The organism is Haloarcula sp. S1AR25-4, assembly GCF_031624555.1.
Lineage (GTDB): Archaea > Halobacteriota > Halobacteria > Halobacteriales > Haloarculaceae > Haloarcula > Haloarcula pellucida.
Genome location: NZ_JAMQOR010000003.1, coordinates 618,945 through 638,253 on the forward strand (window position 1 = coordinate 618,945; position 19,309 = coordinate 638,253).

Annotated in this window: 19 protein-coding genes; 9 read left to right on the forward strand and 10 right to left on the reverse strand. The window is 66.1% G+C overall.

Going from position 1 to position 19,309, the window contains the following annotated elements; all coding sequences use genetic code 11:
- Nucleotides 1-41: 41 nt before the first annotated feature.
- Entirely contained in the window at nucleotides 42-845 is an 804-nt protein-coding gene (locus NDI85_RS16600) for an aldolase/citrate lyase family protein (protein WP_310916396.1), read from the forward strand.
- A gap of 246 nt (nucleotides 846-1,091) precedes the next feature.
- A complete protein-coding gene (locus NDI85_RS16605; protein WP_188999418.1) occupies nucleotides 1,092-1,571 on the forward strand; it encodes a hypothetical protein in 480 nt (159 codons plus the stop codon).
- Between the two features lie 242 nt (nucleotides 1,572-1,813).
- On the opposite strand, the gene NDI85_RS16610 is transcribed toward NDI85_RS16605, so the two are convergent.
- A complete protein-coding gene (locus NDI85_RS16610) occupies nucleotides 1,814-2,155 on the reverse strand; it encodes a hypothetical protein (RefSeq protein ID WP_166968114.1) in 342 nt (113 codons plus the stop codon).
- A 117-nt stretch (nucleotides 2,156-2,272) separates the two neighbouring features.
- On the opposite strand from NDI85_RS16610, the gene NDI85_RS16615 reads away from it, so the two are divergent.
- Complete coding sequence (locus NDI85_RS16615) at nucleotides 2,273-3,298, forward strand: NADP-dependent oxidoreductase (RefSeq protein ID WP_310916397.1); 1,026 nt, start codon at nucleotides 2,273-2,275, stop codon at nucleotides 3,296-3,298.
- Here NDI85_RS16615 and NDI85_RS16620 read toward each other — a convergent pair.
- The gene (locus NDI85_RS16620) at nucleotides 3,292-3,801 is read right to left on the reverse strand and encodes a hypothetical protein (protein WP_188999413.1); all 510 of its coding nucleotides are present in this window, start codon (nucleotides 3,799-3,801) and stop codon (nucleotides 3,292-3,294) included. The genes NDI85_RS16615 and NDI85_RS16620 overlap by 7 nt on opposite strands.
- A 37-nt stretch (nucleotides 3,802-3,838) precedes the next feature.
- A complete protein-coding gene (locus NDI85_RS16625; RefSeq protein WP_310916398.1) occupies nucleotides 3,839-4,897 on the reverse strand; it encodes an ATP-binding protein in 1,059 nt (352 codons plus the stop codon).
- A 155-nt stretch (nucleotides 4,898-5,052) separates the two neighbouring features.
- Between NDI85_RS16625 and NDI85_RS16630 the strand changes: the two genes are divergently transcribed.
- The 3 genes from NDI85_RS16630 to NDI85_RS16640 are packed head-to-tail and all read left to right on the forward strand — an operon-like array spanning nucleotide 5,053 to nucleotide 5,641.
- Nucleotides 5,053-5,247 (forward strand): cold-shock protein, encoded by a 195-nt coding sequence (locus NDI85_RS16630; protein ID WP_166968122.1) that lies wholly within the window; start codon nucleotides 5,053-5,055, stop codon nucleotides 5,245-5,247.
- Nucleotides 5,248-5,249: 2 nt separating this feature from the next.
- Nucleotides 5,250-5,444 (forward strand): cold-shock protein, encoded by a 195-nt coding sequence (locus tag NDI85_RS16635; RefSeq protein WP_166968124.1) that lies wholly within the window; start codon nucleotides 5,250-5,252, stop codon nucleotides 5,442-5,444.
- A 2-nt stretch (nucleotides 5,445-5,446) separates the two neighbouring features.
- A complete protein-coding gene (locus NDI85_RS16640; protein WP_166968126.1) occupies nucleotides 5,447-5,641 on the forward strand; it encodes a cold-shock protein in 195 nt (64 codons plus the stop codon).
- A 70-nt stretch (nucleotides 5,642-5,711) separates the two neighbouring features.
- On the opposite strand, the gene NDI85_RS16645 is transcribed toward NDI85_RS16640, so the two are convergent.
- Nucleotides 5,712-6,455, reverse strand: coding sequence for a DUF429 domain-containing protein (locus NDI85_RS16645; RefSeq protein ID WP_310916399.1), 744 nt, complete (start codon nucleotides 6,453-6,455; stop codon nucleotides 5,712-5,714).
- A 54-nt stretch (nucleotides 6,456-6,509) separates the two neighbouring features.
- Nucleotides 6,510-6,671 carry a hypothetical protein gene (locus NDI85_RS16650; RefSeq protein ID WP_310916400.1) on the reverse strand — a complete coding sequence of 54 codons (162 nt, stop codon included), beginning with the start codon at nucleotides 6,669-6,671 and terminating at the stop codon, nucleotides 6,510-6,512.
- A 75-nt stretch (nucleotides 6,672-6,746) separates the two neighbouring features.
- On the opposite strand from NDI85_RS16650, the gene NDI85_RS16655 reads away from it, so the two are divergent.
- Entirely contained in the window at nucleotides 6,747-7,454 is a 708-nt protein-coding gene (locus tag NDI85_RS16655) for a nucleotidyltransferase family protein (protein WP_188999402.1), read from the forward strand.
- Nucleotides 7,455-7,501: 47 nt separating this feature from the next.
- Here NDI85_RS16655 and NDI85_RS16660 read toward each other — a convergent pair whose 3' ends face one another.
- The 3 genes from NDI85_RS16660 to NDI85_RS16670 are packed head-to-tail and all read right to left on the reverse strand — an operon-like array spanning nucleotide 7,502 to nucleotide 10,824.
- Complete coding sequence (locus NDI85_RS16660; RefSeq protein WP_188999399.1) at nucleotides 7,502-8,584, reverse strand: sugar ABC transporter permease; 1,083 nt, start codon at nucleotides 8,582-8,584, stop codon at nucleotides 7,502-7,504.
- Nucleotides 8,584-9,546: a carbohydrate ABC transporter permease gene (locus NDI85_RS16665; protein WP_188999397.1), complete on the reverse strand. Its 963-nt coding sequence runs from the start codon at nucleotides 9,544-9,546 to the stop codon at nucleotides 8,584-8,586. The genes NDI85_RS16660 and NDI85_RS16665 overlap by 1 nt, the downstream gene beginning before the upstream one ends.
- Nucleotides 9,547-9,558: 12 nt before the next feature.
- Nucleotides 9,559-10,824 (reverse strand): extracellular solute-binding protein, encoded by a 1,266-nt coding sequence (locus tag NDI85_RS16670; RefSeq protein WP_310916401.1) that lies wholly within the window; start codon nucleotides 10,822-10,824, stop codon nucleotides 9,559-9,561.
- Nucleotides 10,825-11,118: 294 nt separating this feature from the next.
- Here NDI85_RS16670 and NDI85_RS16675 point away from each other — a divergent pair, with 294 nt between their 5' ends.
- Nucleotides 11,119-13,188, forward strand: a complete 2,070-nt coding sequence (locus NDI85_RS16675) for an alpha-amylase family glycosyl hydrolase (RefSeq protein WP_310916402.1) — start codon at nucleotides 11,119-11,121, stop codon at nucleotides 13,186-13,188.
- Between the two features lie 171 nt (nucleotides 13,189-13,359).
- Nucleotides 13,360-14,526, forward strand: a complete 1,167-nt coding sequence (locus NDI85_RS16680; RefSeq protein WP_310916403.1) for an ABC transporter ATP-binding protein — start codon at nucleotides 13,360-13,362, stop codon at nucleotides 14,524-14,526.
- A gap of 221 nt (nucleotides 14,527-14,747) precedes the next feature.
- On the opposite strand, the gene NDI85_RS16685 is transcribed toward NDI85_RS16680, so the two are convergent.
- On the reverse strand, nucleotides 14,748-16,757 hold the full coding sequence (locus NDI85_RS16685; protein ID WP_310916404.1) for a glycoside hydrolase family 15 protein: 2,010 nt from the start codon (nucleotides 16,755-16,757) through the stop codon (nucleotides 14,748-14,750).
- Between the two features lie 79 nt (nucleotides 16,758-16,836).
- Nucleotides 16,837-19,236 (reverse strand): glycoside hydrolase family 15 protein, encoded by a 2,400-nt coding sequence (locus NDI85_RS16690; RefSeq protein WP_188999382.1) that lies wholly within the window; start codon nucleotides 19,234-19,236, stop codon nucleotides 16,837-16,839.
- Nucleotides 19,237-19,309 lie beyond the last annotated feature (73 nt).

The window sequence follows — 19,309 nt, forward strand, 5'->3', positions numbered from 1 at the left end:
GCGAACCCGGTCTTTATCGAGTCTGGGTGACACTATCGTGTATGGCTCCGTCACAACCACAGAACGGCCTCGCCGACACGCTGGAGAGCGGTGACGCCGCGCTGGGTCTGCTGGACAACACGTATAGCTCGACGCTCGTGGAGTTCTGCGGCGACCTCGGGCTCGATTTCGTCTGGCTCGACTTAGAACACGGCGGGCCGGATCCGTGGGACGCGGCCGCGATGGAGGACCTGCTCCGTGCGGCCGAACGGACGGGTATCGAACTCCTCGTTCGGTTGCCCGATACGGACCCGACGCTGGTCCGGAAGGTGCTGGACCTCGGCGTCAGGAACGTCTTCTTACCGCGCGTCGAGACGGCTGCGGAGGTCCGCGAAGCCGTCGAATCGGCGCGGTTCCGATACGACGGCGGGCCGGGGAAGCGGGGGCTGGGCGCGCCGCGGGCCCGTCGCTGGGGGCTCGCCGATGACTACGCCGCCACCGAAGACGCGGAGACGCTCGTCGGAACGACCGTCGAGACCGAGGCCGCCGTCGACGACCTCTCGGAGATACTCGCCGTCCCCGAACTGGGGTTCGTCTTCGTCGGGCCGCTTGACCTCTCCGTGTCACTCGGGCACCCCGGCGAACTCGACCACCCGGACGTACAGGAGGCCGTCGAGAGGGTCCGTGCGGCTGCCATCGACGCGGGGATCCCGGTCGGCGGTCTCGGCTTCGGGATGGACGACGTCAACGAGAAGGTGGCCGACGGCTACCAGCTACTGAACCTCGGGAGCACCACCGGTGCGCTCAAACAGACCGTCGACGGGTGGTTCGATGCGTACGAGGGGGAGCGTCCGAGACGGGCGTGACCGACCCGTCGCCGCTCGGTGTGGCCAGTTCCATGGGATTCTCTCGCTAACAGCGAGCACACTGTTTTCGCGACCGTGTCGGTTATTTTTGGGCCCTCGATACGCTCTTGAAGGCGTTTTCGATACGGTCACAACGCGCGTCGGGTACCGATTAGTCGGCAAATAAGCAACCCATACCACGGAGTAAGGGGCGACATGGCAGACTCGAAATTGGGAGTGGAGACGTCACGTAGGGCTAGTGCGACGGTGGTCATAGTCGGACTCGTCGTCGGTGCCCTCCTCCTCGCGACCGGTGGTATCGTCGCCGTCGGCTTCAGTCCGTTCGGTGGTGGGGACGACACTCAGACCCAGCCCACCGCGACACCGAACGGGGCCACGCCGAGCGAGAACCACGTCCGACCGTTCACCATCGACGTTCGGAACATCGAGAAGTGCGGCAATACGTGCCGGGACGTCACGGTCAAGATAACGAACAACGGCGGAAACCCGCGTGAGAACATTTCGGTCACGACGACCATCTACACGGGGGACAGTTCGGTCTGGGAGGGCGAGGAGTCCGTGGGGACGCTCGGCCCGGACGAGTCGTCGACCAAAACCAAGCGCATCGACGTCGGGTTCGTCGGTGGGGCGAAGATAAAGCAGAACGACGGCAAGATACGGATCGAGACAGTCGTTCACTGGGACGGCGGATCGGCGACGTTCAGCGAGCGACGCGACGTCGCCTGACTACTGTCGCACGAGGGGGCCACGCGCACCGGGTCCGGCGGTGTTGTGGTCCCCGTTAATTTCGTTTTAATCGTCTCGCTCGAATTTATCCATCCGATAGACGATCGAATCCAACCATCTAGCAACCGGGCTTGCCGTCGGTAATACGCACCCGAGTCTGGTCTCCACCATTGCAACGGCGTCGTCGATTCAGCTGTCAGCACACCGAGTGACGGTCGTGGCTGTGGCGTGACGAAAAGCGGCTACGACGCGTCTTCGTCGCTCTCGACGTCGATGTGGTGGGCCTCTCGTTCGGACTGGTCGTCGCTGCCCAGCAGTTTCTTTCGCACGTCGTCGGCGAACGATTCCACCTGATTCCGGAGGGTGCCGACCTCCTGTTCGAACTCCTCGACCGACCGCTCGACGTAGTGGACCCGCTCTCGCGGAATCCGCCGGACGACGTCACGGTCGGCGTCCTCGTCGGTCTTGAGTATCCAGTGGTCCTGAAAGTACGCGACGTGTTCGTTCTGGACGACCCGTTCGACGGTGCCGTCCTCGGGCGTTTCGTACACTATCGTCGCCGTACCGAGGTCGTCGTCGACCATGTCTCGGGTTTGGGGTCGACATCGGTTATGTCCTGTGCCTGACGACGAATAAACTTTCAACCGGTGGTTGTTTCTCCTTTCGAAGCCCCCTTCCAGTGTCCCCCTGTATGGCGTGCGATGCCAGCGACGAACCGCGTCTATCGGTTGGCGCACAGACCCGAGGGAACACCGACTCACGACGCCTTCGACCGCTCCGAGGAGTCCGTCCCGGACCCCGGCCCGGGCGAGGCACTCGTCCGGACGCTGTATCTCTCTGTCGACCCCTATATGCGTGACCGGATGCGCGCAGGCGAGTCGTACGCCGAGCCGTGGGACGTGGGCGACGCGCTCCGCGGGGCCGTCGTCGGCGAAGTCGTCGAATCGAACGGTGCGGGGTTCGAAGTCGGCGACGTGGTCACCGGGGAACTCGAATGGGCCGACTACGCCACCGCTCCGGGGACGGAACTGACGCAGATCGACCCCGACGTCGCCCCGCTCTCGACGCGACTGGGTGTCCTCGGGATGCCCGGCCTGACCGCGTACTTCGGCACGCGCGAGGTGGCCCAGCCGTCGGCTGGCGACACGTTCGTCGTCACCGGCGCGGCGGGCGCCGTCGGGTCGGTCGCCGGCCAACTCGCCAAACTGCAGGGCGCCCGCGTCGTCGGCTTCGCTGGCTCCGACGAGAAAGTCGCGTTCGTCGAGGACGAACTGGGCTTCGACGCCTGCATCAACTACCAGACGACCGACGACTACCGGGCGGCGCTCGACGAGGCCGCGCCGGGCGGCGTCGACGCCTACTTCGACAACGTCGGCGGCGAGATAACCGACGCCGTGTTCACGCGCCTGAACGTCGACGCGTCCGTCGCCGTCTGCGGGCAGATCTCGATGTACAACGACGAGGAACCGCCCGCCGGACCGCGGAAACTCGGGCAACTCATCCAGACGCGAGCCACCGTCGAAGGCTTTCTCGTACGCGACTTCGAGCCGCGATTCGAGCAGGCGGCCAAACAGCTCGGGCGCTGGGTCGGCGCGGGCGACGTCGCCTACCGCGAGACTGTCACCGAGGGACTGGAGAACGCCCCGGACGCCTTCCTCGGCCTGTTCGAGGGCGAGAACATCGGGAAGCAACTCGTGCAGGTCGCCGAGCGCGACGGCGGTCAGTAGTCGTAGACGGCGGCGGCGATACCGGCCGTCTGTCCGACGTTCGTCAGCGCGAGTCCGGCGAGGACGAACGCCGAGAGCGGCGCGAGGACGCCGGCGGTGTACGCGACGGCACCCCCGGCGCTCAGGGCCGCGCCGACGGTGTAGACGCGCGGGTGCCGGTCGATGTGTAGGCCCGTGTACGCGAGACCGGCCGCGGGGACGAGCATCCACCCGACGACGGTCGCCGTCAACAGCGGGTCGAGCGTCGGGTCGGCCAGCAGGCCGGCGGTTCCGACGAGCGTGACGACGAGGCCGACCAGCAGGACCCGTCGCCACGCCAGCAGGATGCCGTCGGTCATCTCGCGCCACGAGAGGCCGGTGAACGCGGCGATGATCGCGTCCATGACGAGGTGTGCGATGAGGACGGTCCGGAGTGTCAGCAGGTCCAGATGGGCCGCGGTGGCGAACGTCCACGCCAGCGGCACCAGCACCACCGGCCCGTTCTCCCGAAGTCGACGAAGCATATCCGAGGGTCGGGGCCGACCCACAAGAACGGTATGCCTACGTGACCCGCTCGAGTTCGACGACGAAGTGGGCACCTCCGTCCTCGTCGGCCAACCAGATGTCGCCGTCGAACCGCTCGACGAGCGTCTCGACGAGGTAGAGCCCACCAGGTGTCTCGCCCGCGCGGGGGGAGAAAACGTTCTCGCGCTGGGCCGGCGGTATGCCGGGTCCGTCGTCGACGACGTGGAGTCGGACCGTCTCGCCGCTCCGCTCGATAGTGACCTCGACGGTGGGGTGGCCGCCGTTGTGTTCGATGGCGTTCTCTACGAGGTTCTTTACGACTGGGCGGACCGCCTCGTTCGCGTAGACGACCGCGCTGTCCGGCGAGTCGACGGTAATCGTCGCGTCGTAGGTGGCCCGAGCGCCGTCGACGACGTCCGCAACGACGCCGACGAGGTCGATGTGTTCGAACGCCGAGTCGGTCGAGAGTGTCGCCGCGACCGCGCCGGCGTTGTCCACCAGTTGGGCTATCTCCGCGACCTGTTCGCGGATGGCGCGTGCGGCCGCCCGCGTCGATTCGTCGTCGGCGTCGGTCGCCAACAGCCCCGCGCGGCCGTCGATGACGGTCAGACTGTTCGTGATGTCGTGACGCAGGAGGTCGTTGACGAACGTCAAGGTGTGTATCGCTCTGGCCGCGCGGTCTGCGTCTTGGCGTGCCTGACTCGCGAAGTAGCCGGCGATGGCGCCCGCGACAGCGCCCGTGTCGGCGGCCAGCAACATGATGAACACCGGTTCGGCGACGATTCGCCCCTCGGTTTCGCGGATGAGGATGCTCAGGCCGATGACGACCGCAAACAGCAGGCAGCCGGCCAGACTCCAGACGAACACCGTCCAGATTCGCCCCATCGGGAGGTCGGCCCGGACGAGGCGGTAACTGCCGTATACGAGCGTCAGCGGAACGAGTCCGTCGAGCGCGAACGAGACGACCGGCCCGCTCGACACGCTCAGGGAACTCGTCTCGAAGCCGAGATGCCACACTGCGGCGACCCCGTACAGCACGACGCCCAGACCAGCGAGTAGCCACGGCGCAGTCTGGTATACCCCCCTCCGGTCCATACCCGACGTAACCTCAGGAATCCTATAGTTGTTGTGAACGATCGGCGCCGCTCGGCGTCGAAATCCCGCGTCCTCGATGGGTAGACCCGCTGTTTAGCGCCGTCGGTGGCCGTACCGGAACTGTTATCCGTGGCCCCGGTCACAGTTCGAGTGCAATGGCGAAAGGAACGGTTGATTTCTTCAACGACACTGGCGGTTACGGTTTTATCGAAACTGAGGACGCGGACGAGGACGTTTTCTTCCACATGGAGGACGTTGGCGGTCCGGACCTCGAAGAAGGACAGGAACTCGAATTCGACATCGAAGAAGCAGACAAGGGTCCGCGAGCGACCAACGTTACACGGCTCTAACAATGGCGAAAGGCAAAGTCGATTTCTTCAACGACACGGGCGGGTACGGTTTCATCGAGACGGACGACGCAGACGAGGACGTTTTCTTCCACATGGAAGACGTCGGCGGTCCTGACCTCGAAGAAGGACAGGAAGTCGAGTTCGACATCGAGCAAGCGGACAAGGGTCCGCGAGCGACCAACGTCACGAGGCTCTAACGATGGCGAAAGGCAAAGTCGATTTCTTCAACGACACGGGCGGGTACGGTTTCATCGAGACGGACGACGCAGACGAGGACGTTTTCTTCCACATGGAAGACGTCGGCGGTCCTGACCTCGAAGAGGGGCAGGAAGTCGAGTTCGACATCGAGCAAGCGGACAAGGGTCCGCGAGCGACGAACCTCGAACGACTGTAAGACGGGTTCTGTCTTCAGTCAGCACTACGCTCGTTCGTGAGCGGCCGCTCCGGCGGTCGAACGTCGCCGGCTACGACTCGGTGAGCGGCGCTGCCGACCGATAGACGAGTGCCATCGGCAGTCCCGCCGTGTCTGTCGGTGGGTCCGCCGGCAGGGTCCGAAGCTTTCCCTCACCCGGCCGGACGGTGTAGGCAAGCACCACGGCGTCGAGGACGTCGGCGACTGTCACGTCGTGGCCAGCGGTCGCCTCGGCGGCGTTCTGGACCAGCGGTGGGGCATCGCGGTCGTAGTGGGCCAGCGTCCGCATCCGTTCGGCGTACCCGCCGGCGGTCTCCCGGTCGTATTCCAGTGGCTCGCCGGCGAACGCGCGGAAGCAGACCTCGGGATGGCTCTCACGGACGACGGCGGCGGTCTCGGGCACCTCTCGGAGGAGTTCGTCACACATCGCGATGCCCTCTCTGGCCTCGAAGGCCGCCTCCGAGAGGGGGGCATCGCTCTTGCGCTCGTGGACGCGATTTGCCGTTGAGTACCGCCGTTTCCGTGTCGCCTCTCGCACCGGCGGGTCGAAGACGGCGGCTCGCCGTGGCCCGAGTACCGACCGCGCGAGGGCGTCACAGCGCCGGACGGGGTCGCCGGACTCCACGAGACCGACGGGGACGTCGACCAGTATCTGACTGGCCGTCTCCTCGTAGCGGCTCCAGCAGTCCCCGATGCCCTCGAACACTGCGGTGTGGTCGTAGCCGTCGGCGTCGAACGCGACTGCCAGCCACGATTCGCCGCTCCAGTGGACGCCGACGTGCAGTTGCCCAGCCATCGGTGGGTATCGGTGATGGGGGCACAAAGGTCTGACCCGCTTGTGTCGGGTGGCTCACTCCTCGGATCCGACGAACACCGTCCGCAGACGCGCCCCACAGTGGGGACAGCACAGGGTCTGCCACCCGTCCAAGTCGCCGAACGTCCCCGACACGTCGGCCTCGGCGCGGGCGACCGTTCGCCCGCAGGTGTCGCAGTCGAACCGTGCGTCGGTCATCGGTCGGAGTAGGCCGTCGCCGGTGAAAAGCGACCCGCCGGGACGCTTTTTCCCGTCGCACCCGAGCAGTCACCCATGGACGGCGTCGTACTGGCTGCTGGCGAGGGGACGCGGATGCGCCCGCTCACGGCTGACCGGCCGAAGGGACTCGTCGACGTCGCGGGACAGCCGCTCGTCTCGTACGCCTTCGACGCGCTGGTGTCGGTCGGCGTGGATCGACTGGTGGTCGTCGTCGGCTACCGTGGCGAGGACGTGGTCGACCACTACGGCGACAGCTATCGCGGGACGCCCATCGTGTACGTCCGGCAGGACGAGCGACTGGGCACCGCTCACGCGCTGCAACAGGCGCTGTCGGTGGCCGATCCGCCACTGGTCGTGATGAACGGCGACAACGTCTGCCGGGCGAACCTCGACGCGGTGGTCCGGCGTCACCGTGTGACCGACGCGGCCGCGACGCTGCTGATCGAATCCGTCTCGCGAGAGCAGGCCCGGCAGACCGGCGTCGTCGAGACGGGGGCCGAGGGCCGCGTCACCGGCCTCGTCGAGAAACCCGACGACCCGCCGTCGACGCTGGTCACGCGGGGGTTCTACGCCTTCGACGACGCCATCGGCCCCGCTATCGACGAGGTCGCGCCGTCGGCCCGCGGCGAGTACGAACTGGCCGACGCCGTCGACCGCCTCGTCCGGACGGGTCACCGCGTCGAGACCGTCGAACTGGAGGGATGGTGTCGGAACGTCAACGACCCCGAGGACCGCGCGGCAGTGACCGAACGGTTGCCGTAGCAGTCGCTCGGGGAGCGAGAACGGAGAGTGAGGGTGGTGTGGCCGGGTTACCCTTCCATCCCGCTGAACGACAGACCACCTTCGATGTACCGCTGTGCGAAGAGGTACACGAGCATGATGGGCGTCGCGAAGGTGAGCGCGAAGGCGGAGAAGCGCGCCCACGGGATGGAGTACTCGCCGACCAGCGAGTACAGGCCGACCGGCAGGGTGTAGTTCTCCGTGCCCAGCAGCGTCTGGGCGACGACGAACTCGGTCCACCCGGTCAGGAAGATGAAGATGAACACCGTCGCCAGTCCGGCGGCGGACATCGGGAGGATAACCTCCGTGACCACGCGCCACGGCGGCGCGCCGTCGACGACGGCGGCCTCCTCGTAGGAGACCGGGATGCCGTCCATGTAGGTCTTCAGCAGCCACGTGTTGAACGGCACGGCCGTCGCGGCGTAGTACACCGCCAGTGCCAGTTTGCTGTCGTTGATACCGAACTGCACGTAGATGGCGTACATCCCGATGAGCAGGGCGACGCCGAGGCCGCCACCGACCTGCGTCATCAGCACGTAGAGGAACAGCACCTTCCGGCGCAGGAGGAACTCCTGCCGGGAGAGTGCGTACGCCGCCGGGATGATGAGCGACATCGCGATGAGCACCGTCGGGATGGCGACGGTGACGCTGTTCCAGAGGAACTTCTTGAAGCTCGACGGCCGGTCGATACCGTAGTTGGCGGCGTCGAGTATCGTGATTTCCGGCGTGTTGAACACGACGGCGAGGTCCGTCAGCGGGATGCTGAGCGAGATGGCGTACCCCGGGACGATGAGGTCGCCGATCACCCAGATGAACGGTTTCAGGGTTGGGTTGGCCGGAACTAGCCTGAAACTCTCTGAGGTGTAAAGCGACGCCCCGCTGCCCGACAGCGCAGCCATCAGGATCCAGTAGATGGGAAAGAGGAGCACGAGCACCATCACCGTCGCGAGTATCGTCGAGACGGCGACTTTCACGACTTCCGAGGCCGGCACTTCGCCGCGCTGGACGGCCTCGACGGTGTACTTCCAGTTCCGAAGCGTGTCGACGGGTGTCGTCGCGACGTTCTTCGCGTCCTCCGAGAGCTTTCGCCCGATGTTGGCGAGGAGTCCCATCAGTCGTTCACCCCGTCAGCCAGCCGTCCTTTCTTGACGTTGAGCCACATGAACGCACCGATGAAGACGAGTGCGACGATGCTGATGGCGGCCCCGCGACCGTACTCCTGGAACTGGAGCGCTTCCCGATAGCCGTAGACGATCAGCAGTTCGTTCGCCCGAGCGGGCCCTCCCTCGTTGAAGACGAAGGGGATGAGGAACTGCTGGAACGACGCGGCCGAGGTCAGGATGGTCGCGAACAGTACCGGTCGTTTGATAGAGGGGAGCGTGACGTGGAGGAACCGGGAGACGAAGCCAGCGCCGTCGACGACGGCGGCCTCGTGGAGTTCCTCGGAGACGTCCTGCAGTGCGCTCACGGTGATGATGACCATGAACGGGTACGCGAGCCACGCTTCCGTGATGTTGTACGCCATGAACGCGGTCCAGCGACCCGAGAGCCACGCGACCGGTTCGAAGCCGAACCCGGTGAGGAACTGGTTCATCAGTCCGAACTCCGCGGAACTGAAGATGCCCCGCCACACCGTGATGGTGAAGATGGGGGGCAGCCCCATCGGGAAGATGATGAACGAGCGCAGGAACCGCTTCCCGCGAACGAGGTCGCTGGTGACCACCAGCGCGATGGAGAGGCTGGTGAGGATCTTCAGCACCACGCTCGTCGCCACGAACAGCCACGTGATACCGAAGGAGTTCCAGAACTGCGGGTCGGTTAGGATGTTGGCGTAGTTCTTGAGGCCGACGAACGTCGCGTCACCGAACGTCAGGATGGAGACGACGCCTTCGCCGGCAAAGAGGTTCGCCGGTTCGGCGTTGGTGAAGGATATCCCGACGAGGTAGACGACAGGAAACAGCATGAACGCAGAGAAGATGAACAGGCCGGGGAGCACCAGCAGTAGCGATGCGTCTCCACGACTGAGGAACGGCACCTTCTCGACGCGGTTCGCGACGCGTGTTGCCGTACTCATGTTGGTCAGGTCTTACTCCCAGTTGCTGCGGATCTGCTCTGCGGCTTTGTCGAGTGCCTTCTGTGCAGTGGCGTCGCCGTTGAACGCCGAGACGAGTGCGTTCTCGACCGGACCCCAGACGTCGCCCATACGGGGGTCGCTGGGCATCGGGACGCCCTGCCCGGCGGACTCGGAGTACGCCTGCACCTCTACGGGCAGGTCGCTGCTGCCGACGAGGCTGGAGAGCACCGGAATCGCGCCCTGTTCATTGGCCAGACTGAGGAGGTGGTCCTCGTTGGTGACGAACCACTCGGTGAACTGTCGACCGGCCTTCGCGGCGGCGCCGCCGTCGGCCATCGGCTTGGCGAAGTACCAGACCGAGATGCCCGTATACGGACTGGGGGTCCCGTCGCTCATCTCGGGGAAGCTGAAGACCTCGTAGCTGATGTCGTTGCTGTTGAGACCCGACAGCGACCACGGCCCGTTGATGGTGAACGCGGCGTTGCCCTCGGCGAAGGCGGCGGCCTGCGGTTCGTAGTTGGGGTCGTTTGGCATGTACGGCGCAAGGTTGTCAAGTGCGAACTGCAGCCCACGGACGGTCTCCTCGCTGTTGATGCCGAGTGGTTCCTCGGCGCTCGGGTCGAAGTAGTAGCCATCGAAGGCCTGGAGCCAGGCGCTCGTGAAGTACGGATCGAAGGGGTAAGCAAGCCCGTACTGCCCGTTGTCCGGGTCGTGGTGTTCTTCCATCATCGAGACCATCTCGTCGACGGACTCGGGGACCGAGTCGACGATGTCCGTGTTGGCGATGGGGGTCACGGTTTCGGCGCCGTACGGGAGGCCGACGAGGTTCCCCTCGTACTGGACGGCGCTTTGGGCCGTCTCGGTGAACGTGTCGAGGCTGACCGACACCTCGTCACTCTGGTCGACGACGAACCCCTGCTCGTAGGAGTTGCCGGCCCAGTCGTGGGCCCAGTCGAATATCTGCGGTCCCTCGCCGGCCGGGATGGCGCTCGACGTCTTCTTCTTGAGGTCTGAGATGTCCGCCCCGTCGATGGTGTGTTGGCTCTGCTCGTTGAACGTGCTAAGGACCTCTTCGCGGACAGCCAGTTCGCTCTCGCTGAGCGAGTACCAGGCCGTCGCCGTGCCGGCTGGTCCCTGACTGTCGGTGCTGCCGCCGGACTCGCCGTCGGACGAGCCGCTGCCGTCACCAGTGTCTTCCTGCACGCTACAGCCGGCGAGTGCCGCCGCGGCACCGACGCCGCCGATGTGCTTGATGAGTGTTCTGCGGTCCATTGTCATGGATGGATAATGGATGAAATAGTCTTTCACAACTTAAATCATTCGGATGATAACGAACGATAATCACATACTGGCCGACTGCTGTGGCTCTGTGAGAGGCCGAGAGAACGGGAATCGGTCACCGCGCCCGACGATGTGACAGCGGCTCACATCCATCGTGATCCTCCATGCACAAAAATACTACGAAATTGTTCCCCAAATGTATAAGCGGGCGATTAGGCGTTTTCCCAACTCTTTCACTAGACGTCGAAATCAAGAGTAACAATCAAATACTGGGGTGGCAAGCCATGGCGTATGCACCACCCCGGTCCACCACGCTTCTGTACGGTCGACGAATCCGTCGAACTGGCACCACGCCGACCAGACGTCGACGCCACGTTCACGTGGCGACTCGCGGACGCGCCCGACGACAGTTCTGTCTCACTCGGCGATGGTCCGGTCGTCCACCTCGAACCCGACGTGCCCGGAACCTACCGCGCCGAACTCGTCGCCCCCGACGGGACACACACTCAGACCGTCAGGGCGTTTCCGGCCTCCGCACGCGAGGCGGTCCGGTTCAGCGTCACCGCCGACGACGTCGTGGAAGGTGATCCCGACGACGTCGCGGACGCCGAGGAGTGTGTCGTCATGGGGCGGTTCAACGACTTCACGATGGGGTCCCACTGGGCCACCGAGGAGCGCGAGGGCGAGTGGGTCTTCGAGACGGACCTGCCGCCGGGGACTCACAGCGTCATCTTCGCGTTCGACGGTGAGTTCGATCCGTTCGCCGACGACGAGGTGACCGTCGACGGCGCGGGCCGGCCCCGCGTCGAACTGCAGGGCCGACGCGAGGGCGACACCGTCGTCGTCTCGGCGGACGCACGCGCGGCACCCGAGGGCAGCGACCCCGACGTGGAGTTCCACCTCGACGACCGGGACGCACTCGCCGACGCGGACGTGACCATCGCTGGCGACGAACTGCGAGTCCCGGTCGAGTCGCTCCCCGTCCTCTCACGAATCCACGCCGTCGCCGTCGCCGAACAGCACAGTATCGCCGATACGCTGACCATCCACGCGGGCGACGACGTCGCCTTCGAGCGACCCGCCGACGCCCCCGAGTGGGCGAGCGACGCTACGATCTACGAGATATTCGTCCGCGAGTTCGTCGGCGACATCGCCGAGACGTCTTTCGAAGAGATAGAGCGACGGGTCCCTTACATCGAGTCGCTCGGCGTCGACGTGGTGTGGTTCACCCCCGTCGTCCAGAGTCCGACCCGGCACGGCTACCACATCACGGACCTGTTCGACACCGCAAACGACCTCGGCACGCGCGAGGCGTTCGCGTCGCTGGTCGATGCGCTCCACGACGCCGGCATCCGCGTCGTCTTCGATTTGGTCATCAACCACACTTCGCGGGACCACCCGTACTTCCAGTTCCACCGTTCGGGCGTCCCCGAGTACGCCGACCACTACGAGCGGATTCCCGAATCGCAGAACGTCACCGGCGTCGACTGGGCCGGCGACGACGCCGCCGGCCTGTACTTCAACTGGACGAAAATCCCCAACGTGAACTACGACTCGCTCGACGTCCGTCGGTGGATGCTCGACGTGGTCGACGAGTGGGCCGGCGAAGTCGACGGTTTCCGCTGTGACGTGGCGTGGGGCGTCCCCCACGGCTTCTGGAAAGAGGTTCGCGAACGGTTGAAAGCCGAGAACTCGGACTTTCTCCTGCTCGATGAGACGGTCCCCCGGGACCCGAGTTTCCGCGAGAACGAGTTCGACGTCCACTACGACACGGACTTTTATTTCACCCTCAGAGACATCGGGAACGGCGAGGCACCGGCGACGGCGCTGTTCGACGCCCTCGAACTGTCGCCGCGGCGGGGGTACCCCGACCGCTCGGTCCACATGCGTTACGTCGAGAACCACGACGAGGACCGCTACCGGGACGAGTGCGGCGAGACGCCCCTGCGGGCCGCCGTCGGCGCGACGTTTACCGTCCCCGGCGCGCCGATGATCTACTACGGGCAGGAACGCGGCGTCGAGGACCAGCGCGGAACCATGCGGTGGCACGACGGCGACGCCGCCCTGACCGACTTTCACCGCCGCCTCGTCGCCCTCCGGAACGACCACGCCGCCCTCCGTGCGCCCGGCGTCGACCCGGCCGGATGGTCGGTCAGAGAGGGCGACGCCGAGAAGGTGGTCGCCTACACCCGCTCGGACGGTGACGAGACGCTGGCCGTCGTGCTGAACTTCGCCGTCGAGGACGCGACGGTGGCGCTCGACGCGGACGTGACGGGCCACGACCTGCTCTCGGCGACGGACGTCACGACCGACGACGGTCTGCGGGTGGCCGACGTCGTCGTGATGCGGGTCGAGGGGTAACGAGACAGCGGATTCTGCCGTCGTCTGCTCGGTTTTCGGTGTCGGTCACTGCCTGTCGGTCTTCTGCTACTGGCTTCCCGCCGGACGCTCGGAAAAAGTCTACGAAATTTTCCATCACAAATTCGAAGTTTTGGGGAACATTTATCATGCGGGACACGTACACAGGGAGTAATGGCGAGTCTCGAACTGAAATCGCTTCGCAAGGAGTTCGACGGCGGATCTATCGTCGCGGTCGACGACCTGAACCTCGAAATCGAGGACGGGGAGTTCGTGACGGTGGTCGGACCGTCCGGGTGTGGGAAGTCGACGACGTTGCGGATGATAGCCGGACTGGAACGACCCACGAGCGGTCGCATCCACGTCGGCGGCACGGACATCACCGACGTCCACGCGCGCCACCGTGACGTGGCGATGGTGTTCCAGAACTACGCGCTGTACCCGCACAAGACCATCCAGCAGAACATGGCCTTCGGCCTCCGGATGAGCACCGACATGTCCGCCCAAGAGCGCGAGGAGAAGGTGTACGACGCCGCCGAGATGATGGGCATCGAAGACCTACTGGACGACACGCCCGGCGAACTCTCCGGCGGGCAGAAACAGCGCGTCGCGCTGGGTCGCGCCATCGTCCGCGAACCCGACGTGTTCCTCTTCGACGAACCGCTCTCGAACCTCGACGCGAAACTCCGGACGACGATGCGCACCGAGATCCAGCGCCTCCAGGAGGAACTGGACATCACCTCGGTGTACGTCACCCACGATCAGGAGGAAGCGATGACGATGGGCGACCGCATCGTCATCCTCAACGACGGGGAACTCCAGCAGACTGGCAAACCCACGGACGTGTACCAGAACCCCACCAATCAGTTCGTCGCCGGGTTCGTCGGCTCGCCGTCGATGAACTTCGTCGACGTCGAGGCCGACCCCTTCGACGGCGGCGTCCGCCTCAAGGGGGCCGACGGGAGCTTCTCCTACGACCTGACCTCGGGTCGGGCCAGCGCCTTCGGCGACATCGCCGGTGGTTCGTACGTACTGGGCATCCGCCCCGAACACGTCGCCGTCAGCGACGCTCCCGGGGCCGACACCATCCCGTCGACGGTCGACGTCGTCGAACCCATCGGTAGCGACAACTACCTCTATCTCGACCTCGGCACGGAGTCCCGGTCGTTCGATACCGAAGACGCCCCGGACTTCATCGCCCGCGTCCCGGCCGACATCGAACCCGAAGTCGGCGACGTGATACAGATCGCCTTCGACGAGGACTCCGTCCATCTGTTCGACGTCGAGACGGGCGATGCCGTCACGGCGACCGACGCCGAACCGGTAACGCCGACCCAGTAACGACTCGCGGCTCTGCCGTCCGTACGCGACCTGTTCGGTCGTTCGAGTGCGTCGCTACCGCGACCCCTGTAGTCGCCGCACTTCGCTGCGAATCGCGCTACTGTTCTGTGGTTCCCTACGCTCACCGCGCCGCGACGGCGGGCCGGGCCGCTCAGTCGCACCCCTCGTCCCTGCGCTACGGGTCGTTCGTCCCCCGAGGTCTCTCGCGCTCGGGGCCTCGCTCACTCCGCTACTTCTGCCGTTTCGACCCGCAGTTCGTCCGCCTCGTCGAGGTGGGCGATGGTCGCCAGCCGAAGCGCGTGGGGCCACCCCAGCGGCGTCGCGGAGTCGGGCGTCCCGTCGTCGAACAGTTGCTCGGGGAGGTAGCCGCCCTGTCGGATGAGCGACCCGCCGGGCAGAATCTCGCCGAGCAAGTCACGCGACCGGTCGAAGGCGTCGGCCGCTCGGTCGTCGTCGCGGTCGCAGAGGAGGCTGCCGAGTTCGGCGGCCGCGTTCGCGCCCCACGCCGTCGAGACGGTCCACACCTTCTCGGCGCCCTGTCCGTGCTGTCGCCAGTCGTCTTCCTCGAAGCGGACGAGACCACGGATGGCGTCCGTTTCGCGTTCGAGGCCGGAGAGCGTCGCCTCGACGTGGGTCACGAGGCGGTCGACCGTCTCGTCGGAGAGCGGCGCGACTTCGGCGTACTCGCGCATCGCGGCGGGCAGCGCCAACGACCCCGAGTCGAGGCGCTCGTCCAGTTCGCCCTCGTGTTCCCGCAGGGCGTAGTGCTCGCCGGTCCACAGGCGGTCGAGACCCTCGAGGACGGTGTCGGCCTGTGCCCGCGCGTGGTCGCGGAGGTCGGTCGACACCGGTGCCCGGGCGACGGCGGCGTAGGCGTGGAGGAAGGTAGCGGCTGTGTGGACGAACCGACCCTGCATGTTCTCCCAGGCGTTCTGGCAGGCGATGGGGAGACCGTCGGCTTCCAGCGTGTCGTCTAAGCTCTCGACGGCCTGTTCGATGGCGGCCTCGATACGTTCGGGGTCGTCTGGCTCGCCGGTTCGCAGGAACGTCGCGAGAAAGCCCGCGACGCTGCCGCTCTGGTCGGCCTGATAGTCCGTGTCCGCGCCGCTCTCGATGCGGGCGTTGGCCCACCCCGGCGCGAGCGTCTCGTCGCCGGGCCAGACGCGGTGTGGCCAACTCCCGTCGTCCAGTTGGGTCCGGCAGTAGAACTCGGCCGAGCGCTGGTGCCAGTGGGTCAGGTCGACGCCGAGGCTCTCGCTTCCGTCGAGCAGGAACCGGGAGATTTCGGCGTCGTCGCGGAACCACGTGTAGCCGTACCCGCCGGAGGTGACGTAGAACGGGTCGAAGTCCGGGCCGGCGATGCGGGCGCCGTTCTCGGCCGACAGCATGGAGACGACGCGCAGGTCGTCGACGACCGTCTCGCGGTGAGCGGCCGTCTGTGGCACGGCCCACTCGCGCCGGTCCGCGTTCGCGCTGGCAAGCGCCGAGCCGTCGGCGTACTCGTCCGTGAGGCTATCGAGCCTCGACAGCACGGTCTCGCGGTCGGTCTCGCCGCGTTCGGCGAGAAAGGTGACGAGGGTGACGCTGCCGTCCTCGAAGGGCGCGGTGACGAGCGCACCGGCCGTCATCACCTCGTCCTCGTAGCGCTCTTCGTCGGTCGTCCGCGGGAACTCCACGGGGTCGTCGTCGACGAGTTCCTCGAACCGTTCGGGAATCTGGCCGTGGACCGCCGACAGGTCGGTCGAGACGCCGACGTAGTCGTGTTCGCGGCGGTGGTAGGCCTCGACGGCGTCGTCGTGGACCAGCAGACACGTCTGGCCCTCGCGGCCGTCCGGGGCGAACCGGACGTACGCTCGGAGGTCGAGGTCCGTCGGCGCGTCGCCCTCGAGTTCGAATCGCGTGACGTGCGCGCGGCCGAGCGTCAGGTCCTGCTGGACGACCTGCCACGCGCCCTCGTCGTGGACCGTCTCGACGACGCCCGTCTCACCGCGGTAGCGCTGGTCGGCGTCGCCGTCGAACCAGGTGTCTCCTACCCCGAAGCGAGATGCATCGATGCCCGAGAGACCACTGAGCGGATAGGAGTAGTCCTGCAGTGAGCCGTCGGCGTCGACGTGCACGAGGCGGTCGTCCTGCCCGGCGAAGAGGCCTGTCGTAGAACGAAGTTCTCCGGGAAACTTCCGGTCTGCGTCCCGGTGGCGTTTGAAGTCGTCTAGCGATGTCCGGAGCGTCATTGCCACTAAGCAACACGCCCTCCACCATAAAATATGGTGTAATTATTTTTCGCACTTACACCGACGATCGTCGGCCCGTTCAGACCCGCTCGTACGCGATAGTTGTCTCGGCGGCGGGGAGGCTCCCGCTCGCCGCGACGACGGTGACGCGCGCGTCGGCCTCGGCCGCGGCGGTGACGTCGACGTCGCCGCCCGAGACGTGTACCGTCTCGGTCTGTGTCTTCACGACGAGGTCGTCGCCGTCGGTGTGGCCGGTGACGCGAGCGCTGTCGCCCTCGCGGTCGATGGTCACGTCGAGGTTAGGACCGTCGGTAGGGGTCGACCCGCCGTACCGCTCGCGGACGACGGCGGGCGTCTCGACGGGTTCGCCCGCGTCGATACTCCACGCGAGGCGGACGAACTGGGCGTTGGTCCACGACAGCGGCGTCGCACTCGACGTGCCCGACCCGAACGCCCAATCGAAGTCGTTCTCGCCGGCCTCGTCCCACACCTGTTCGGGGAGCATCCGTCCGTCGTTGGCGAAGGCGCCGAGCGTCTCCAGCAGACCCTCGGGGTCGAAGGTCGGGTCGTCCAGCAGGAGTTCGTACTCGCCGCGCTCGCCGGTGAAGAACGGCCAGAGGCGACCTTTGCCGGTCTCGTCCGGCATCCACGGCGCGCCGGGTTGGACCCGCTTCTCGCCGTAGCCGTCGCCGGTGTAGCGGTACCACGCGGGGCCGTGAGGCGTCTCGACCATGATGTCACCGTCGTACTCCGTGACGGTGTTCCGGACGGTCTCGTCGTCGGCGGGCAGGACGCCCAGACGGACGAGTTCGAGGAACCCGCCGTCCATGATGTTGCGTTCGTCGAGGGTTCCGCCGCCATTGTTGTGGGTGCGGAGTTCGCCGTCGTCGGGATTGCCTTCGTCGGTGATGCGCACGTAGTACGGCGTGTTCGTGTGTTTCTCGGTGCCCGTCGTCGTCGCGTGCCAGTCCTCCAGTCGGTCGACCCAGTGGTCGGCCACGCCGAGATAGGCGATGGCGTCGGCGGATTCGCCGGCGTCGAGAGCGAGGTCGGCGGCACAGACGAGGCCGGCTATCTCGGCGGCCGTCGTCGACGGGGAGTAGCCGGGTTCCTCCTCCCAGCGTTCCTGTTGGGTGTGGGGGCCGGTGGCGACCACGTAGTCGCTGGAGCGGCGGACGTTCTCGTAGCCGTAGCCCGCCTCGTCGAGGCCGTAGCCGTGGCGCGCTTTCAGTTGCTGGGCCATCACCTGCGGGAAGGCGATTTCGTCCATCTGCTCGCCGCCCCAGCGGGTGCGGCCGTCGAGGAACGTGTTCTGCGGGAAGAAGCCGTCGTCGTCCTGCTGGTACGCATAGACGTACTCGGTGGCGTCGATGGCGCTCTGGACGTCGCCCATCGCGTCGAAGGCGGTGTACGCCTGATAGAGGTCCCGCGGCCAGACGTAGTTGTAGCCGTAGTCGATGGGGTCGTTGGCGTCGACGGCGTCGCCCCACGGGACCGAGGGGGAGGCGATGCCGGCACCGGGGAACTGCTTGGAGTCGGCGGCTTTCATCACCATCACGGCGGTCTTGTACTGAGCCAGCAGGTCGTCGTCACCGACGACGCTGTCGGGCACCGCCACCTCGTCGAGGTAGGCCGCCCACGAGTCGGCGTAGGCGGCACGGACGTCTTCGAACGCGTCGTCGAGGGCGGCATCGGCGGCCACCAGTGCGGCCTCGTCGTCGCTGTCCTCGGCGAACCCGAGCGCCAGCGTGGTGTCGTGACTCGACAGCGTCCCGGCGAGGACGACGTTGCCACGGGCTTTGGCGTGGCGTGCGTCGGTCGACCCGGTCTCCAGTAGCGCCGTCTCGACGTCGCCCTCGCGGACGTCGGCGGTGGTCCAGTCGAATCCGTCGGCGCTCGAAAGCGCCATCCCCACGTCTATCGGATCGCCGTTCTCGTACAGGAAGACGGGGTCGGCGTCGGCGGGTCGGTCGTGAGCGGCCAACAGGGCGTCCCCGCGGGCACGTGCGACGTCGTGATCGGCGTGTGCGGACAGCGCCGGGTCGACGACGACGTGGAGGTCGTACCCCTCGCCCTCGAAATCGACGTCGAGGAGGAGGGCGTCCTCGCCGGGGTGTGTCGCGTGGTCGACGGTCAGCGTCCAGTCGTGGTCGTCGGTCGGTCGCGCGGTCTGTCGAAAGAGGAGTGCGTCCTCACCGACCGCTTCCGCCGACCGTTCGACGGTGTCTGGCAGGTCGCGCCGCTCCCGGAAGGTCCGGACGGCGTACCCCTCGCCGTCGGTGATCAGGAAGTCGAGTTCGCGGACGTTCATCACGTCGATGCGGGGGAACCGAACTTCGGTGACGGCGCCCTCGGTCAACGTATACCAGACTCGGGACGGGTCGACGTCGTCGTGGTCACAGACGGTGCCGAACCCGTACTTCTCACCGACCGTCCACGTCGCGTCCGCCGTGGCAGTCGGAACCTCTCGCTGTGTCATACGGGACCCTGCACGACCAGTACCTTAATGGTTTCTCAAGCTGTAATGAATTATTACAACTATCATCTTCGGG

Bases quoted from the DNA above. Each gene is read 5' to 3' on its own strand.
- NDI85_RS16610 (WP_166968114.1), bottom strand. From the start codon at position 2,155: ATGGTCGACGACGACCTCGGTACGGCGACGATAGTGTACGAAACGCCC.
- NDI85_RS16630 (WP_166968122.1), top strand. From the start codon at position 5,053: ATGGCGAAAGGAACGGTTGATTTCTTCAACGACACTGGCGGTTACGGT.
- NDI85_RS16645 (WP_310916399.1), bottom strand. From the start codon at position 6,455: ATGGCTGGGCAACTGCACGTCGGCGTCCACTGGAGCGGCGAATCGTGG.
- NDI85_RS16625 (WP_310916398.1), bottom strand. From the start codon at position 4,897: ATGGACCGGAGGGGGGTATACCAGACTGCGCCGTGGCTACTCGCTGGT.
- NDI85_RS16600 (WP_310916396.1), top strand. From the start codon at position 42: ATGGCTCCGTCACAACCACAGAACGGCCTCGCCGACACGCTGGAGAGC.
- NDI85_RS16655 (WP_188999402.1), top strand. From the start codon at position 6,747: ATGGACGGCGTCGTACTGGCTGCTGGCGAGGGGACGCGGATGCGCCCG.
- NDI85_RS16675 (WP_310916402.1), top strand. From the start codon at position 11,119: ATGCACCACCCCGGTCCACCACGCTTCTGTACGGTCGACGAATCCGTC.
- NDI85_RS16615 (WP_310916397.1), top strand. From the start codon at position 2,273: ATGCCAGCGACGAACCGCGTCTATCGGTTGGCGCACAGACCCGAGGGA.
- NDI85_RS16690 (WP_188999382.1), bottom strand. From the start codon at position 19,236: ATGACACAGCGAGAGGTTCCGACTGCCACGGCGGACGCGACGTGGACG.
- NDI85_RS16670 (WP_310916401.1), bottom strand. From the start codon at position 10,824: ATGACAATGGACCGCAGAACACTCATCAAGCACATCGGCGGCGTCGGT.
- NDI85_RS16650 (WP_310916400.1), bottom strand. From the start codon at position 6,671: ATGACCGACGCACGGTTCGACTGCGACACCTGCGGGCGAACGGTCGCC.
- NDI85_RS16685 (WP_310916404.1), bottom strand. From the start codon at position 16,757: ATGACGCTCCGGACATCGCTAGACGACTTCAAACGCCACCGGGACGCA.
- NDI85_RS16660 (WP_188999399.1), bottom strand. From the start codon at position 8,584: ATGGGACTCCTCGCCAACATCGGGCGAAAGCTCTCGGAGGACGCGAAG.
- NDI85_RS16680 (WP_310916403.1), top strand. From the start codon at position 13,360: ATGGCGAGTCTCGAACTGAAATCGCTTCGCAAGGAGTTCGACGGCGGA.
- NDI85_RS16665 (WP_188999397.1), bottom strand. From the start codon at position 9,546: ATGAGTACGGCAACACGCGTCGCGAACCGCGTCGAGAAGGTGCCGTTC.
- NDI85_RS16640 (WP_166968126.1), top strand. From the start codon at position 5,447: ATGGCGAAAGGCAAAGTCGATTTCTTCAACGACACGGGCGGGTACGGT.
- NDI85_RS16620 (WP_188999413.1), bottom strand. From the start codon at position 3,801: ATGCTTCGTCGACTTCGGGAGAACGGGCCGGTGGTGCTGGTGCCGCTG.
- NDI85_RS16635 (WP_166968124.1), top strand. From the start codon at position 5,250: ATGGCGAAAGGCAAAGTCGATTTCTTCAACGACACGGGCGGGTACGGT.